We start from the raw sequence: 15,654 nt of genomic DNA on the forward strand, positions 1-15,654 counted from the left end.
GAGTGATTGAAGGGGTCTTCGTTTTGGTGGGCCCTACCGGGATCGAACCGATGACATTCACGGTGTAAACGTGACGCTCTACCAGCTGAGCTAAAGGCCCTCCTGCAGTGTGTGAAATCGGGAAGTTTCTTTCCTTCAGTCCTTCGCTGCAACAAGTAATAATCTAATGCATCCCGAACTGACTTGGCAAATTGAAATGGAGGTTTTCATAAAAGAGTGCCGAGCGTCACCACATCGCCTGATCTTGGAACATACTCTCCACTGGCGTTGCCGGCAAGTTCGAGGCTGTTCGCATGCACGGGTAATCCGCAATCGCCAGCATCGCCCCCACACCTGCTTATTCCACGCTGCACCACTGGGACCAGCGCCACCGAGGCGCGAGCTCAGTCCAGCGCGGAAGAACACGAGGCGCCTGGATCTGCGGACTTGCCCCGCAGGTGGAAGCGAAGCAGCTCGATGAGCGATAGCACGTACCAAGAAGCGGTGATCGAAGACGACGCCGCCACCCTCCACGGGGCATTGGAAAACAGCGATGCCAGATCGCTGTACCGGGTTCGCAGATTCGAAGCACCCTCCGGTGCCGCGCAAGGGCCACCGGCTCAGCCACGCTGGCTTCGGACGACAATGCCAGGAGTCCAGCGTCATCGAGGATCAAATATTCCATGAAGGCGGCACTATGGGCACCGCAGGACTTGCCCGAGTGGAAAAATCGCCTCAAGGAGACAAAAAATCCCCGATCCGAATGGATCGAGGATTCTTATTTGGTGGGCCCTACCGGGATCGAACCGATGACATTCACGGTGTAAACGTGACGCTCTACCAGCTGAGCTAAAGGCCCTTACCATGTTCGCTTTTGCAAGCCAACGAGGAATAACTCTACACAGGTTTCTGCGTCCGGGCAAATCGGTGAGCCGACTTTTTTCGTGAACTGGAGCACAGCCCATATCGGCACGCTAAACGGCGCGTTCCACTGCCGCCTTGTAATCATCAATGCTTCTTGGCTGCGTCATCTCGCTGCGGAAAATATCGCGCACTTCACCGTCAACCAGGTACAGCGTCAATCTGGCCGCGACCCCACGCTCAGGGTCAAAGGCGTCGGCCTGTTGCGCCACCGCCCCATGAGGCCAAAAATCGGCCAGCAGCTCGAAGTCCAAGCCAAGCGACTGCGCATAGTTGCGCAGGGTGAATTTATGGTCCACCGAAATGGCCACGATGCGCACCTGGTGCTGCGTGAAGAATTCGTAGTGCTCTTGGAGTGTTGCCAGTTCCGACCCGCATACCCGCGAAAACGCCCAGGGATAAAAGACAACCAGCACCCGGCCGCTAGACAGCCCGGTACTGGTTATCGTTTCGCCGTACTGATTTTCCAGCGAGAAGTCGAACAGGCGTGAACCTGTTTGAATCATTAGTTCTTCTTACGCGGGGCGAGGCGGATTGCGGACCAATCCTCCGAAACGCCTTCACTAGTAGTTACATGCAGGCCAGCGGTTGGCGCCTCCTGCTGGATAAGTGCTGGGGATACATGTCCCTCGCGGCCCTGCTTAGGAGTAAGCAGCCAAACGATGCCACTCTCGTCCAAGCAGTTCAGGGCGTCCATCAATGCGTCAACTAGATCTCCATCGCCGTCGCGCCACCAGAAAATGACTGCGTCGACAACGTCATGGTCCTCTTCGGTGAGCAGCTCTGAACCAATCAGGTCCTCGATCGATTCGCGCAGATCGTAGTCCACGTCATCGTCGTAACCCAGTTCCTGAATAAGGTCTTCATTAGCGAAGCCCAATTTTTTGGCGGGCTCCAAGTTTGCCGATACGGCGTCGCTCACTTCATTCCTCCTGCTGGTGCAAAGCGTTACTACCAACGAAACACGGTTTTGCCGCTCCGTTCAAGCGCTACAGCGATAACACGCCGAACAAATATAACCCACATTCCAGTGACCCGCATCATATTGACATGGCCATCGGGAAGTTAGCTCCCGTACCTAGTTGCGCAAGTCACTTCAAATATCTGATTTAAACCGGTTTTTGCTGGAAAACGCGCCACAAAACTGGATCGTTTAACACTAGAGTTGCATATGAACCGGCAGTGCACATCATTCCAGTGCTACTGCACCCGTTGTCCCAATACCGATGCACCGCAGCGCAAAACTGCACAGCGTCGGAGCCGCAATTCAATCAAGGAGCTTCCGTGGCTGTAGAGGAACACATCTCCCAGATCCGTAGCGGGTTGACTTACCAGCTGTCCGATCGGGATCCTGAGGAAACTCAGGAATGGATGGACTCGTTTGACTCCCTCGTAGAGACCCAGGGCACCGAGCGTGCCCAGTTCATTATCCGCTCGCTGCTGCAGCGTGCAGGTGCCAAGTCCGTGGGCGTGCCGCACGTGACCACCACCGACTACGTGAACACCATTCCTGTGGACCAGGAACCAGAATTCCCGGGCGATGAGGCCATCGAGCGCCGCTACCGCGCCTTCATGCGCTGGAATGCCGCCATCATGGTGCACCGCGCCCAGAACCCTCATATCGGCGTTGGCGGGCACATCTCCACCTATGCCGGTGCAGCGACCCTGTATGAAGTAGGTTTCAACCACTTCTTCCGCGGCAAGAACCACCCAGGCGGCGGCGACCAGGTCTTCTTCCAGGGCCACGCCTCGCCAGGCATGTACGCCCGCGCATTCCTCGAAGGCCGCCTGTCCGAAGAGGACATGGACGGGTTCCGCCAGGAAAAGTCGAAGGAAGGCCACGCGCTTCCTTCCTACCCTCACCCGCGTTCCCTGCCTGACTTCTGGGAATTCCCAACCGTCTCGATGGGCATCGGCCCAGCTAACGCCATCTACCAGGCGCAGCTGAACCGCTACCTGCAGAACCGCGGCATCAAGGACACCTCGGACCAGCAGGTCTGGGCCTTCCTGGGCGACGGCGAAATGGACGAGCCGGAGTCGCGCGGCTTCCTGCAGCTGGCCGCCAACGAAAAGCTGGACAATCTGAACTTCGTCATCAACTGCAACCTGCAGCGCCTTGACGGCCCGGTTCGCGGCAATGGCAAGATCATGCAGGAACTGGAAGCCTTCTTCCGCGGTGCCGGCTGGAATGTCATCAAGGTTGCTTGGGGCCGCGAGTGGGATGCCCTGCTCGAAGCAGACAAGACCAACGCGCTGGTTGACATCATGAACCAGACCCCGGATGGCGACTACCAGACCTACAAGGCTGAGTCCGGCGCATTCGTTCGCGAGCACTTCTTCGGCCAGCGTCCGGAAACCAAAGAATTGGTTGCCGACATGAGCGACGACGAGATCTGGAACCTGAAGCGTGGCGGCCACGATTACCACAAGGTCTACGCCGCCTACAAGGCTGCTGCGGAGTTCAAGGGCAAGCCGACCGTCATCTTGGCCAAGACCGTCAAGGGCTACGGCCTGGGTTCGCACTTCGAGGCTCGCAACGCGACCCACCAGATGAAGAAGCTGACCATGGAGGACTTGAAGAAGTTCCGTGATCACCTGCGCATCCCTATCACCGACGAGCAGCTCGAAGCGGACCTCTACACTCCTCCGTACTACCGCCCAACCGAGGATTCGGCTGAGTACAAGTACATGATGGAGCGCCGCGAGGCCCTGGGCGGTTCGGTGCCTACCCGCCGCCAGGAAGCTTCGAAGAAGCTGGCCCTGCCAGGCGAGAAGACCTACGCGATCGCCAAGCGCGGTTCGGGCAAGCAGCAGGCGGCCACCACCATGGCCTTCGTGCGCCTGCTCAAGGACCTGATGCGCGACAAGGAATTCGGCCACCGCATCGTGCCGATCGTGCCAGATGAGTCCCGTACCTTCGGCATGGACTCGTTCTTCCCGACCGCGAAGATCTACAACCCGGGCGGCCAGAACTACCTGTCCGTGGACCGCGATCTGGTCCTGGCCTACAAGGAATCTCCTCAGGGCCAGCTGATCCACCCGGGCATCAACGAGGCCGGCGCCGTCGCAGCCTTCACCGCTGCCGGCACCAGCTACTCGACCCACGATGAACCGCTGATCCCGATCTACGTGTTCTACTCGATGTTCGGCTTCCAGCGCACCGGCGACCAGTTCTGGGCAGCCGGGGACCAGATGACCCGTGGCTTCATCATCGGCGCTACCGCCGGCCGCACCACCCTGACCGGTGAAGGCCTGCAGCACGCAGATGGCCACTCGCCAATCCTGGCCTCGACCAACCCTGCTGTGATCACCTACGATCCGGCCTACGGCTACGAAATCGGCCACATCATGCGCTCCGGCCTGGAACGCATGTACGGCGGAACCCACGCCGATCCGAACGTGATGTACTACCTGACCGTGTACAACGAGCCGATCAGCCAGCCAGCTGAGCCGGAGAACGTTGACATCGAAGGCATCATCAAGGGCATCCACCTGCTCAAGGAAGCTACCACCGACGGCCCGCGCGCACAGCTGCTGGCCTCGGGCGTGGCCGTGCCATGGGCGCTGGAAGCCCAGGCCATCCTGGCCGAGGAGTGGGGCGTTTCGGCTGATGTCTGGTCGGTCACCTCGTGGAACGAACTGGCCCGCGACGGCCAGCGCGCCGACGCCGACGTGCTCGTGGATCCATCGAAGCCGCGCCGCACCCCGTACGTGACCTCGAAGCTGGAGTCCACCCCGGGCCCAGTCATCGCGACCACCGACTACATGCGCGCCGTGCCCGAGCAGCTGCGCCCGTACGTGCCAGGTGAATTCCACACCCTGGGCGCGGACGGGTTCGGCTTCTCGGACACCCGTGCCGCGGCCCGCCGCTTCTTCAAGATCGATGCGCACTCGCTGGTCGTGCAGACCTTGCAGTCGCTGGTTGAGCGCGGCGAAATCCCTGCGGACACCGCAGTGAAGGCGCACGCCAAGTACGACCTGAATAACGCTAACGCCGGCCAGTCCGGCAACGCTGGCGGCGACGCCTAGGCCCCAGGGTCCAGGTGCCCGGAGCTTGCTCCGGCGCCGCATTGAGCAGCTGCCCGATGACGAGGTTTTCCTCGTTGCCGGGCAGCTGGCTCATTTAATCTCACCTTTACCTGCTGTGCCGGGCGCGGGGGAAGAAAAGAAACTAAGCTGGAACCCATGAGTCCTGAAATGGATGCCGCCGCAGCTCCGAAGAACCGTCCCAGCCGATCCCAGGCACCCAGCAGTGAAACGCTCAAGCGACTCAAAAGCCATATTGGCGTCCTGTCCACCACCGCGCTGAAGTACCTGGACCAGCAACTGCCCTGGTACCGATCGCTGGCGCCCAATGAGCGCGCCGCCTTGGGACTGATCGCCCAGAAGGGCATCTCCACCTTCGTTACCTGGTACGAGGATCCCTCCTCCACCCCGTCCTGGGTGGTGACCGATGTCTTCGGCGCCGCTCCCACGGAGCTGACCCGATCCATCTCCCTGCAGAAGGCCTTGGGCCTGTTGCGCACCATCGTGGAAGTGGTCGAATCCCAGGTGCCCGACATCGCCGCCGAGCATGAGCAGGCAGCCCTGCGCGAAGCGGTGCTGCGCTATTCGCGCGAGGTCGCTTTCGCCGCCGCCGATGTCTATGCCCGCGCCGCCGAAACCCGCGGCGCCTGGGACTCGCGCTTGGAGGCCCACGTGGTCGACGCGGTGCTGCACGGCGAGGCCCACGACTCGCTCTCCTCGCGCATTGCGGCCATTGGCTGGAAGTCGCAGAAGAATATCCGCATCCTGGTGGGCACCACCCCTTCGTCCAACCCGGCCACCTTCGTCTCGGCCCTGCGCCGTATTGCCATCCGCTACTCGCGCGATTCGCTGGTGGGCGTGCTCGGCGACCGCTCGGTGCTGATGCTTTCGGACACCAAATTCGAAGAAGCGGATCTGAGCCGGCTGACCCGGTTCTTCGGTCCCGGCCCGCTGGTCTACTCCCCCATGGCTCCGACGGTGAAGGAAATGCACCACGCCGCGGTGGCAGCCGTGGCGGGATTCAGCGCTGCCAAGGCCTGGCCGCAAGCGCCGAATCCGGTCGGTGCCGATGACCTGTGGCCAGAACGCGCCTGCAACGGCGATGAATTGGCCCGCACGGCGCTGGTGGACCAGGTCTACATTCCGCTGCAGCAGGCCTCCAATGGCCTGGCTGAAACGCTCTCCAGCTACTTGGCGCTCGGCCACTCGCTCGAAGGCACCGCCCGGGAACTGTTTGTCCATGCAAACACGGTGCGCTACCGGCTCAAGCGGGTCAGCGAAGTCACCGGTTGGGATCCACTGGTTCCCCGGGATGCCTTCGTCCTGCAAACCGCGCTGCTTTTCGGACGGCTCCACGAATCGAACTTGTAGGCTTCAACCAAAGAGCGTCGAGCTCCCGACATCGATAATTCCGAGTTGATCGCGCATTACAGCGGAATTCAGCTTCTGGATACGCTAGGCTTTTGTAGAGATCCTACAAACAGTCACCACGAGCTTGGTACTCAAATGAAGCGCCAAAAGCTCCCAACATTTGGAAAGCTGTAAGAGTGTTAGCAATCGTTTGCCCCGGACAGGGCTCCCAGACCCCAGGTTTCCTCACCGAATGGCTCGACGTCGATGGCGTGGCCGAGCATTTGCAGGCGCTCAGCTCGATCACCGAGCGCGACCTCACCGCCCACGGCACCACCTCCGATGAAGAGACCATCAAGGACACCGCCGTCGCCCAGCCGCTGATCGTCGCTGCCGGCCTGGTCACCGCCCGTGCGCTCTTTGGCAGCTCGCTGCCGGCAGGCGCCGTTGTGGCCGGCCACTCGGTTGGCGAGATCACCGCGTCGGCCCTGGCCGGCGCGCTGGACGAAGCTGACGCCATGAATTTCGTGAAGGTCCGCGCCAACGCCATGGCCGAAGCCGCTGCGGCGGCTCCGACCGGCATGGCAGCAGTGCTCGGCGGCGACCCGGATGAGGTCCTGGCCATGCTCGACGAACTGGGCCTGACCCCGGCCAACGCCAATGGCGGCGGCCAGATTGTGGCCGCAGGAACCATGGAGCAGCTCGCGGCCCTGGGCGAGAACCCGCCGGCCAAGGCTCGCGTGATCCCCCTGAAGGTTGCCGGCGCATTCCATACCGCGCACATGCAGCCCGCAGTTGGCATCCTGGAGGAACTGGCCGGAACCATCACCCCGAAGGAACCAGCGGAAACCCTGCTCTCGAACTTCGACGGCAAGGCCGTAGCCGATGGCCAGGCGAACCTCGATTCGCTGGTCGCCCAGGTATCGCGTCCGGTCCGCTGGGACCTGTGCATGCAGACGCTGGCCGAAGCTGGCGTGACCGGTGTGCTGGAACTGGCACCGGCCGGAACCCTGGTGGGATTGGCCCGCCGCGGGCTCAAGGGCGTGAAGACCCTGGCGGTGAAGAGTCCAGCGGATCTGGAAGCTGCCAAGGCGTTCATCGCCGAGCACACCGCCAACTAGGCTTTTGCGCCGTTCACAGATTGTGCACGCCGGGAACGTCATGTTGCGTCCGCCGAGCGCGTCTCTGGCCTAAGCTTTAAACCGACGAAACGTGCCGCGCATTCTTGATGCGCCACCAAAGTTTCATTAAGCCGGCTGGAACCGGTTCCTGGAAACAGGATCTGCGCCCAGCCACAAAAATGACCGGAGTCCTCCGGCTAAGAAGAAAAGGAGCCATCCATGGCTAGCAACGAAGAAATCCTGGCGGGCCTCGCCGAAATCGTCAACTCCGAGACCGGCCTGGACGAAGCAGACGTGCAGATGGACAAGTCCTTCACCGAGGACCTGGACATCGACTCGATCTCGATGATGACCATCGTCGTTGAGGCTGAGGAAAAGTTCGAGGTCAAGATCCCTGACGAAGAGGTCAAGAACCTGAAGACCGTCGGCGACGCCGTCAACTTCATCGCTGCGGCACAGGCCTAAGCTTCCCGGCGTTTTTCGCCACACCGTTGTGCGGGCAAGCCGCGCACACCGGCCGGTACGTCAAGCCGGCCCCCTGAATTTCCAAGCACAGTTCTTATTCGCACAGTAGAGAGTTTGATGATGGCGCGCAAAGTAGTGATCACCGGTCTCGGAGCCACCACCCCAATCGGCGGGGATGTCCCCACCCTATGGGCAAACGCCCTCAAGGGCGTCTCCGGCGCCGTAACCCTGGAAGATGACTGGGTTAAGGAATACGACCTGCCGGTCACCTTCGCCGCCCGCGCTGCTGTGCAGCCGACCGAGGTACTCTCCCGCCCGGAGACCAAGCGCATGGACCCATCGACCCAGTTCGCTGTGGTTGCGGCCCGTGAAGCCTGGGCCGACTCAGGCCTGGTCAAGGAAGAGATGGACCAGAACAAGCTGGCCGTTGCCTTCGCTACCGGCATCGGCGGCGTCTGGACCCTGCTCAACGCCTGGGACACCCTGCGTGAAAAGGGCCCACGCCGCGTCCTGCCCATGACCGTGCCAATGCTGATGCCTAACGGCCCAGCAGCTGCCGTGTCGCTGGACCTGGGTGCCGCCGGTGGCGCGCATACCCCGGTTTCGGCTTGCGCTTCGGGTACCGAAGCGATGCACGTTGGCCTGGAACTGATCCGTTCGGGCAAGGCCGATGTGGTCATGGTCGGTGGCGCAGAAGCCGCGATCCACCCCATGCCGATGGCCGCCTTCGCGTCCATGCATGCACTCTCCCGCCGCAACGATGATCCGACCAAGGCTTCGCGTCCCTACGACACCGACCGTGATGGCTTTGTCATGGGCGAGGGCGCTGGCGCGCTGGTACTGGAAGCCGAAGAGCATGCAATCGCCCGCGGCGCACGCATCTACGCCGAGCTGGCAGGCTCCTCGGTCACCTCCGATGCGCACCACATCACCGCACCGGATCCAGAAGGCATGGGTGCAACCCGTGCGCTGAAGGCTGCCATGTTCGATGGCCGCATCCAGCCAGAGGACGTGGTCCATGTGAACGCCCACGCAACCTCCACCCCAGTTGGCGACAAGCCGGAATACGCTGCGCTGAAGAACGCCCTGGGCGATCACCTCGAGAACGTGTGGGTATCCGCGACCAAGTCGCAGATGGGCCACCTGCTGGGCGCTTCCGGTGCCGTGGAGTCCGTGCTGTGCGCACTGGCCATCTACAACCGCAAGGCCCCGGTGACCATTAACCTGGACAACCAGGATCCAGAGATCCCGTTGAAGGTCGTCACCGGCCAGCCTGCGCAGCTGCCTGCAGAGGGCTCCATCGTTGCGCTGAATAACTCCTTCGGCTTCGGCGGCCATAACGCCGTGGTCGCCATCCGCAGCGTCTAGCCGTTCCGGCAGCTGCAGGCGAGCGCGCCACTGGGCTGGTTGAAGATTACTCTTCAACCAGCCCAGTGGTCTTTAACCCCGAAAGAATTGGCTCAGAGCCATTGCTTCGGTCCTGACATGTTCGTTAAGCTCAAGTACCGCCTCACGTCGGAGGCAACTGCCGGTACTTGCCACGAACAAAGGATCCCTTCCCATGCGCACCCTGATCGCCACTTCCTTCGTCTCCTTGGACGGTGTCGTCCAAGCCCCGGGCGGCGAACCCGGCTACCGCAATTCAGGCTGGACGATGAACTCGGTCGAGTTCGACCCCGCCGCCTACGAACTGAAGGGCGCCGAGCAAGAAGAAGCCAGCGCCATGCTCTTGGGCCGGCACAGCTACGAGGCCTTCTGCGCGGTGTGGCCCTCGATGACCGAGCAGTTCCCGCAGTACAACGCGATGCCCAAGTACGTGCTCTCCACTACCTTGCGGGAGAAGGACTTGGCCGGGAACTGGGGCGAGACTGCGATCTTGCGCTCGGTCGCCGATGTGGCGCGGCTTCGAGCCGGCGACGGCGGCCCGATCAGTATCCATGGATCGGCAACGATGGTCCACTCGCTGCAAGAACATCAGCTCATCGACCAGTACAACCTGCTGGTCTTCCCGGTTTTGCTTGGTGCAGGCAAGCGCCTTTTCAGCGACGCGAGCCTGGACGCGCAGAAGCTGGCCCTCATTGATTCGCAGGTCTACTCCAACGGCATCCAGAAGAAGGTATTCAAGGTTCAGCGCTAGCTGGTCCTAGGTGGCTGCGGGCAGGTAAGGCCGGGTGATCAATTCCAGGTAGTGCCCGGAAGGATCAAGCAGGTAGACTCCCCGGCCGCCGTGTTCATGATTAATCTGCCCTGGCAGCTGCCGTTGGGGATCGGCCCAGTGCTCCATTTTCCCCTCGCGGATAGTCGCGTAGGCGCGGTCGAAATGCTCATCATCGAGCAGGTAGGCATAGTGCTGCGCTGGGAAGTCCATCGGTGGTGCAGCGAATTGAAGCAGCACCCCGTGGGCCAGGCTGATGTTGGTAAATGGTCCCCAGCTTGATTCCGCGCGTGCTTCGAGCAGCTCAAGATAGAACTTTGCCATGCGTTGCGGGTCGAGTGAAGCGATGATGGTGTGGTTGAACTGTGCGGTCATGTCTCCCTTTCGTGGTTCAGATGTGCTGTTCTTTGGTGGAATGCATCTGGCACGGGAGGGCCGCGGATCAGAGAACGACCAGTTTGCCGTTCCGGGAGTGGCCGCATGCGGCCTGACTGGTCTTCATCGCCATCGAGCATAGCACTGCGCTTCGGCACTTCTCCACAACCGCAGTTCTTAAAGCAAGAAGTGGGATCCCCGGCATGGGATCCCACTTCTTTTGGGTAACAACCCCGCACCATCGGGGTTGTATCTGAGTGCCTGTTGATAAGTCACTCAGGGACTAGATAACCAGTTGCTAAACCACCTGGTTGAGCCATCGAACAGGCGCGTCTTCGCCTGCGTGACGGAAGGGTTCAAGTTCTTCATCCCAGGGCTCGCCGAGAGCGATGGACATCTCCTGATAGAAGACCGAGGGATTGCCGTCGCCCTTTTCATAGGCCCACCGGATGCGTTCTTCGCTGACCATGACGTTGCCAGCGCAATCAACGGTGGCGTGGAAGATGCCAAGATCAGGGGTCACGGACCAACGGCTGCCGTCGGCACCCGGGCTTGGGTCTTCGGTGATTTCGAAACGAAGATGCTGCCAACCATGCATCTCACTGGTCAGCAAAGCGCCGGTACCTTGCGTACCTACCCACTCGATTTCGGCGCGACAAAATCCGGGTGCGACGTGCTGTTCGGTCCACTCCATTTTTACTGGAGTACCGAGCACGGACCCGATTGCCCATTCCAGATGTGGGCATAGCGCTGCAGGGGCGGAATGAATATAAATCACGCCTCTGGACATCGGTGCAGACATGCCATCCTCCGTTGCGGTGTTGATCGTCTTCCCCTACGTCAACATCGTTCCGGTGCCATCGCCGCCGATACTTCCATTTTGCCCGATGAAGAGGCCTTTCGCCACCCAGAAAGGCTATTTTTGCAGATTGGTACCAAATAGTCAGGCTCGGGGATGGGCTTGGCGGTAGCTTTGCCTCAATCGGTCAACCGAAACGTGAGTATATAGCTGGGTCGTTGCCAGCGAAGCATGCCCGAGGAATTCCTGGACAGCACGCAAATCTGCGCCCCCATCCAGCAGATGCGTGGCTACGGTGTGCCTTAAGGCGTGCGGGCCGCTGGCAGCGGTATCCCCCAGCGATTGCAAGGCCTTGGAAATGACCTCTCGTGCCTGGCGTACATTCAAGCGCGCACCGCGCACCCCTACGAGCAAAGCGCCTTGAGCTTCCTTGCGGGCCAGGACCTTGCGATGCGACCGAATCCACCCGATGATCACGCGCTCGGCGGGCTTGCCAAACGGAACAACCCGTTCCTTGTTGCCCTTGCCGAGAACCCTGACGGTGCGTCGTTCGAAGTCGATGTCGTCAACGTCCAAGGCCACGAGCTCGCTGATACGCAGGCCGGATGCGTACAGCAACTCGGCGATGACTTTATCGCGTGCCGCTACGGCCTGACTCTTGGCATCGGGGGCAGGTTCCGGCTTGCTCTCGCTGACTTCTTTTCCAGCAGGCGGCTGGGCTGTTTCGGAGAGCAAGCGGTCGATCTGGCTTGGCTGCAAAACATGCGGAAGACGCCGTTCCTTCTTGGGCGCGGCCAGCCGCAGGGCAGGGTCCGCGTCGATCAGCTGATGCTTCAGTGCCCACGCGAAGAAGCTCTTCACCGCAGAAATCCTGCGGGCCAAGGTGGTGCGGGAAATCTGCGATTCATGAAGCTGCGCCAACCAATCGCGGAGCGTATCAACTGAAATCTGCTTGAGGCTCGGATCCTGCGCATGGTGGAGCAAGAACTGGCCGAGGTTCCGCAAATCCACTTCGTAGGCCCGCAGGGTATTAGTGCTGCGGCCGCGTTCGCGTTGCAGGTACTCCAGGTAGTCCGCCACCGGCTCAGCGAATTTTGCTGACATCGCATTGCTGGCGTGCGTCGTTGATTCTTGCTTCATCACTATTGAGAATACCCTCAGCTGCGTCACCGGTCAGTTTTGGCGCACCAACTTCCACGCCAGGCCATCGGTGGCAGCCATTTGCAGTGTCTCCAATCGATTGATGGCGCGTAGCGTCTCGATCAGTGGCACCCCGCTGCGGGCAGAGATCTCATCGACCAGCAATCCTTTGGTGAAGGACATGATGTCGTACACCATTGCTTCATCCCTACCCAGGATGTCCGTCGGGCGTTGCTGCACTTTGGCACTCCGCGGCTCTGCTTGGCAGTGGTGGCCAACCAGGCCCAGCGCATCTTGCGGGCTGGCGAGCAGGGCCGCACTGCCCTCTGCAATCAATCGATGGCACCCTGCGGAGTTGGGCGCGAAAACACTTCCGGGAACGGCCGCTACATCGCGTCCCAGCTCAACTGCATGGCTGGCGGTGTTCAGTGCTCCTGAGCGGTGGCGCGCTTCGCTGACGATAACCAGCCTGCTCAATGCCGCGATCAGCCGGTTGCGGTTCAGGAAGCGGAAGCGTGCTGATGTGGTTCCGGGAGGCACCTCTGAGATCAGCACGCCGCGAGCAACAATCTGGTTGAGCAGGTTGCTGTTGCCCGAAGGGTAGAGCCGATCGATGCCGCCAGCCATAACCGTGATCGTTGGCGGGTTCGGATGCTGCCAATCGTCCACGCTCAGAGCGGCCCGGTGCGCGCTGGCGTCAATGCCGTAAGCGCCACCCGAGACAATGGTGTACCCGTTCAAGGCCAGGGTCCGGCCAAGATCGAAGGTGACTTGATCACCGTAGTCACTGGCATCGCGGGAGCCGACGATGGACACGCTGCGCGCCAGCTCTTGGCCTTCGAGGAATTGCGGGTTCGCTGAACGCCACCACAGGCACAGGGGACGTCCCAGTTCCAGGTCGGCTAGCTGTCGCGGCCACGAAGCATCGTCCGGGATCAGCAAACCGCCACCCGCGCGCGCGGCGGCATCCAAGGCTCCCGCTGGGTTGCTCAGCGACAGGCGCTTTCTCCATCGGGCCAAGGCTACCCTCAAGTCTTGTGCGCCATCCCCGGGCGGGTGGAATCCGAGGATTCCGTCGACCGGCGCTTTGAGCGCGGCCGGGTAGAAATCCTCTCGCTGGATCAGGCGCAGCAGTTCCTGTGGGCTCATCAGTTCCAGCAAGGCCGTGGCCACATAGTCGTTGGGCTCGATAAGTTGGTTCAATTGGGCGTAGACCCGGCGCTCCTGGCTGGTTGGAGGCGAGGATTTTCCGGCAGTGTTCACATCGTTGAAAGTCATGGTCTTACCTAGCTATTTTCCAAGTTCTGGCGAAGGTGAGCGGCGATGGCCAGATCATCCTCGGTCGGTGCTGCATGCCCTTGCTGGTCTGCAACCGTCCACGCGACCCGCAGGAGGCGGTGGATGGCGCGCGCAGATAGCCCGCGTCGTGTGGCGAGTTGTTCAAGCGCCGCCCGGGTCTTAGCCGGGTATTCCAGTTCATTCCTGAGGATCTGAGTTGGTATTTGCGCGTTGCAAGCAATGGAGAACTTTCCCAGCCGCTCCTTGCTGCGTGCCCGAGTGGCCAAGACGCGTTCACGCACCTGTGCACTGGATTCATTTGGTACCCCGCTAAGAAGCTGTGCTTGCGCTACCGGATTGACTCTGACTTGCAGATCCACACGGTCGAGGATGGGTCCTGAAAGCCGGGCGAAATAGCGCCGGCGGGCCATGGGCGTACAGGTGCACCCGGTACCGGTGCCGAAGTTTTTTCCGCAGGGACACGGATTGGAGGCCATGATGAGTTGGAAACGGGCCGGCAACCGCTGGTGGCCGCGTATCCGCGCGAGGTTGATATAGCCTTCCTCGATCGGTTGGCGAAGCGCATCAAGTACTCCGGTTTGGAATTGCGCTGCTTCATCGAGGAATAGAATGCCCTGGTGCGCGCGGGTAATGGCCCCGGGAATGAGTTGTGCGGTTCCGCCGCCAATCAGGGCTGAGCGGGACGCGGTGTGGTGCGGCGCCACGTAAGGCGGGGTGCGTTGCAGCTGGTCCAATTCCCCGGATCCGCCCCGAGTAATGGAATGCACCGCGGTGGCTTCAAGGGCTTGCAGGTCATCAAGTGGCGGCAGAATCGATGGCAGGCACTTGGCCAGCATGGTTTTGCCGGCGCCGGCCGGTCCGACCATGATCAGGTGGTGCCCGCCGGCCGCGGCCAGTTCCAAGGCGAGCCGTGCTTCCTGCTGCCCGTTGACCAGGCCCAGGTCCGCATCGCCCGAGGCAGCAGTTCCTGCGGCAGGGCCGGCAGATTCGGTAGGCGCCTGCGGCTGCCGGTGGCGCAGGTAAGTGGTGACCTGTTCGGCTGGGGCTCCGCAGCAAGTGAGGACCTGTCCCAGATGGCGTAGCGCCATGACCTCGATTCCATGCACCAGCCTCGCTTCTGCCCCGTTAGCCTCGGCCACGATCACCCGGTCGAGACCATGGACCTTGGCTAGCTGCACCGCTGGCAGCACCCCGGGTACTGGCCGCAAGGTGCCATCCAAGCCGAGTTCCGCCATGTACAGCGTGCTCGGTGACGCGAACAGCTGTTGATCAGCGGCCAAGGCGGCGATGACGATGGCCAGATCGAAAGCTGATCCATACTTGGGCAGGGTGGCTGGCGAAAGATTGACCGTCAGTTTCCGGTTTGCCAGAGGAATCCCTGAATTCCTTGCCGCGGCTTTGATTCGTTCGCGGGCCTCGCTCAAAGATGCATCGGGCAAGCCCAGCAGGACGAATCCTGGGATGCCGTTGCCGAGGGCGGCCTCGACTTCCACCAGTGAGGCGCTGACCCCGTGCAGGGCCACTGCGCTGGTGCGCGCGGTGCTCATGAGCGCACGTTCTCATGCAGCCGGCATTCGAACCCTGTTGTTGTCAGATAGACCTCGACGATGTCCACGCGAAGTTCGGCGAGAAACATGCGATGGCATTGGGCCCAGGAAATCAGCAGCCTGTTGAGCCGGCGGAATTTTGCCGCGCTGATCGCCTCGAAGCCTGATCCATAGCGTTGCGAGGACCTCGTTTTGACTTCGATGGCGGTGATCTGGCCGTTGCCGGCTCTTGCTACCAGGTCCAGCTCCCCTGCTGGGCATCTCCAATTGCGATCGAGAATTTCGTAGTGCTGCCCGATGAGAAATGCGGCGGCAGCTTGTTCGCCATCGGTCCCTAGGCGTTGCTTCGCGGTCTGCATGTTTGCTCCTCGATGTCTGCGATCCGTAATGGAAACATCGTCGGAGAATTATGCTCCACAGCGGCGGCGCCCGCCGCGGAATGTGGACAATTCGCTTTAAGCGAGATCGCCGGCTCTG

15 protein-coding genes and 2 tRNA genes are annotated in these 15,654 nt (G+C 61.3%); 6 read left to right on the top strand and 11 right to left on the bottom strand.

The genetic code is table 11. The features are described from left to right. Positions 1-24: 24 nt before the first annotated feature. From ACNPM8_RS17250 to ACNPM8_RS17265, 4 genes are all read right to left on the bottom strand, one after another. A tRNA-Val gene (locus tag ACNPM8_RS17250) sits at positions 25-100 on the bottom strand. 662 nt (positions 101-762) lie between these two features. Further along, positions 763-838, bottom strand: a tRNA-Val gene (locus tag ACNPM8_RS17255). A 115-nt stretch (positions 839-953) separates the two neighbouring features. After that, the gene (locus ACNPM8_RS17260) at positions 954-1,406 is read right to left on the bottom strand and encodes a redoxin domain-containing protein (RefSeq protein WP_332498654.1); all 453 of its coding nucleotides are present in this window, start codon (positions 1,404-1,406) and stop codon (positions 954-956) included. Next, complete coding sequence (locus ACNPM8_RS17265; protein WP_105657750.1) at positions 1,406-1,822, bottom strand: DUF3052 domain-containing protein; 417 nt, start codon at positions 1,820-1,822, stop codon at positions 1,406-1,408. The genes ACNPM8_RS17260 and ACNPM8_RS17265 overlap by 1 nt, the downstream gene beginning before the upstream one ends. A 362-nt stretch (positions 1,823-2,184) precedes the next feature. Between ACNPM8_RS17265 and aceE the strand changes: the two genes are divergently transcribed. Next, positions 2,185-4,929, top strand: a complete 2,745-nt coding sequence (aceE, locus tag ACNPM8_RS17270) for a pyruvate dehydrogenase (acetyl-transferring), homodimeric type (RefSeq protein WP_105657749.1) — start codon at positions 2,185-2,187, stop codon at positions 4,927-4,929. Here aceE and ACNPM8_RS17275 read toward each other — a convergent pair. Further along, on the bottom strand, positions 4,889-5,023 hold the full coding sequence (locus tag ACNPM8_RS17275) for a hypothetical protein (protein ID WP_286134540.1): 135 nt from the start codon (positions 5,021-5,023) through the stop codon (positions 4,889-4,891). The two genes, aceE and ACNPM8_RS17275, sit on opposite strands and share 41 nt — an antisense overlap. A 62-nt stretch (positions 5,024-5,085) precedes the next feature. On the opposite strand from ACNPM8_RS17275, the gene ACNPM8_RS17280 reads away from it, so the two are divergent. The 5 genes from ACNPM8_RS17280 to ACNPM8_RS17300 all read left to right on the top strand — a co-directional run bounded on the left by ACNPM8_RS17280 (position 5,086) and on the right by ACNPM8_RS17300 (position 9,999). Further along, the gene (locus ACNPM8_RS17280; RefSeq protein ID WP_105657748.1) at positions 5,086-6,297 is read left to right on the top strand and encodes a PucR family transcriptional regulator; all 1,212 of its coding nucleotides are present in this window, start codon (positions 5,086-5,088) and stop codon (positions 6,295-6,297) included. 176 nt (positions 6,298-6,473) lie between these two features. Beyond that, on the top strand, positions 6,474-7,397 hold the full coding sequence (locus ACNPM8_RS17285) for an ACP S-malonyltransferase (protein ID WP_402734876.1): 924 nt from the start codon (positions 6,474-6,476) through the stop codon (positions 7,395-7,397). Between the two features lie 219 nt (positions 7,398-7,616). Beyond that, positions 7,617-7,862, top strand: a complete 246-nt coding sequence (locus ACNPM8_RS17290) for an acyl carrier protein (RefSeq protein ID WP_105657746.1) — start codon at positions 7,617-7,619, stop codon at positions 7,860-7,862. A gap of 120 nt (positions 7,863-7,982) precedes the next feature. Then, entirely contained in the window at positions 7,983-9,230 is a 1,248-nt protein-coding gene (fabF, locus tag ACNPM8_RS17295) for a beta-ketoacyl-ACP synthase II (RefSeq protein ID WP_105657745.1), read from the top strand. A 193-nt stretch (positions 9,231-9,423) separates the two neighbouring features. Beyond that, positions 9,424-9,999 (top strand): dihydrofolate reductase family protein, encoded by a 576-nt coding sequence (locus ACNPM8_RS17300; RefSeq protein WP_448940282.1) that lies wholly within the window; start codon positions 9,424-9,426, stop codon positions 9,997-9,999. 6 nt (positions 10,000-10,005) lie between these two features. On the opposite strand, the gene ACNPM8_RS17305 is transcribed toward ACNPM8_RS17300, so the two are convergent. The 6 genes from ACNPM8_RS17305 to ACNPM8_RS17330 form a co-directional block, all read right to left on the bottom strand. Beyond that, positions 10,006-10,392: a VOC family protein gene (locus ACNPM8_RS17305; protein ID WP_402734877.1), complete on the bottom strand. Its 387-nt coding sequence runs from the start codon at positions 10,390-10,392 to the stop codon at positions 10,006-10,008. A 298-nt stretch (positions 10,393-10,690) separates the two neighbouring features. Beyond that, positions 10,691-11,194 carry a DUF3145 domain-containing protein gene (locus ACNPM8_RS17310; protein ID WP_105657742.1) on the bottom strand — a complete coding sequence of 168 codons (504 nt, stop codon included), beginning with the start codon at positions 11,192-11,194 and terminating at the stop codon, positions 10,691-10,693. Positions 11,195-11,335: 141 nt separating this feature from the next. Further along, entirely contained in the window at positions 11,336-12,331 is a 996-nt protein-coding gene (locus tag ACNPM8_RS17315) for a tyrosine recombinase XerC (RefSeq protein ID WP_448940283.1), read from the bottom strand. 33 nt (positions 12,332-12,364) lie between these two features. Further along, positions 12,365-13,609, bottom strand: coding sequence for a DNA-processing protein DprA (gene dprA, locus ACNPM8_RS17320; protein ID WP_448940284.1), 1,245 nt, complete (start codon positions 13,607-13,609; stop codon positions 12,365-12,367). A gap of 8 nt (positions 13,610-13,617) precedes the next feature. Then, entirely contained in the window at positions 13,618-15,177 is a 1,560-nt protein-coding gene (locus tag ACNPM8_RS17325) for a YifB family Mg chelatase-like AAA ATPase (RefSeq protein ID WP_448940285.1), read from the bottom strand. Beyond that, positions 15,174-15,536: a YraN family protein gene (locus ACNPM8_RS17330; protein WP_448940286.1), complete on the bottom strand. Its 363-nt coding sequence runs from the start codon at positions 15,534-15,536 to the stop codon at positions 15,174-15,176. The genes ACNPM8_RS17325 and ACNPM8_RS17330 overlap by 4 nt, the downstream gene beginning before the upstream one ends. Positions 15,537-15,654: the final 118 nt, after the last annotated feature.

It is taken from the genome of Glutamicibacter sp. AGC46 (assembly GCF_053543715.1).

Excerpts from the sequence above, each read along its gene's own strand:
- ACNPM8_RS17280 (WP_105657748.1), top strand. The coding sequence starts at position 5,086 with ATGAGTCCTGAAATGGATGCCGCCGCAGCTCCGAAGAACCGTCCCAGC.
- ACNPM8_RS17325 (WP_448940285.1), bottom strand. The coding sequence starts at position 15,177 with ATGAGCACCGCGCGCACCAGCGCAGTGGCCCTGCACGGGGTCAGCGCC.
- ACNPM8_RS17310 (WP_105657742.1), bottom strand. The coding sequence starts at position 11,194 with ATGTCTGCACCGATGTCCAGAGGCGTGATTTATATTCATTCCGCCCCT.
- ACNPM8_RS17260 (WP_332498654.1), bottom strand. The coding sequence starts at position 1,406 with ATGATTCAAACAGGTTCACGCCTGTTCGACTTCTCGCTGGAAAATCAG.
- dprA (WP_448940284.1), bottom strand. The coding sequence starts at position 13,609 with ATGACTTTCAACGATGTGAACACTGCCGGAAAATCCTCGCCTCCAACC.
- ACNPM8_RS17290 (WP_105657746.1), top strand. The coding sequence starts at position 7,617 with ATGGCTAGCAACGAAGAAATCCTGGCGGGCCTCGCCGAAATCGTCAAC.
- ACNPM8_RS17300 (WP_448940282.1), top strand. The coding sequence starts at position 9,424 with ATGCGCACCCTGATCGCCACTTCCTTCGTCTCCTTGGACGGTGTCGTC.
- ACNPM8_RS17330 (WP_448940286.1), bottom strand. The coding sequence starts at position 15,536 with ATGCAGACCGCGAAGCAACGCCTAGGGACCGATGGCGAACAAGCTGCC.
- ACNPM8_RS17305 (WP_402734877.1), bottom strand. The coding sequence starts at position 10,392 with ATGACCGCACAGTTCAACCACACCATCATCGCTTCACTCGACCCGCAA.
- fabF (WP_105657745.1), top strand. The coding sequence starts at position 7,983 with ATGGCGCGCAAAGTAGTGATCACCGGTCTCGGAGCCACCACCCCAATC.
- ACNPM8_RS17315 (WP_448940283.1), bottom strand. The coding sequence starts at position 12,331 with ATGAAGCAAGAATCAACGACGCACGCCAGCAATGCGATGTCAGCAAAA.
- ACNPM8_RS17275 (WP_286134540.1), bottom strand. The coding sequence starts at position 5,023 with ATGAGCCAGCTGCCCGGCAACGAGGAAAACCTCGTCATCGGGCAGCTG.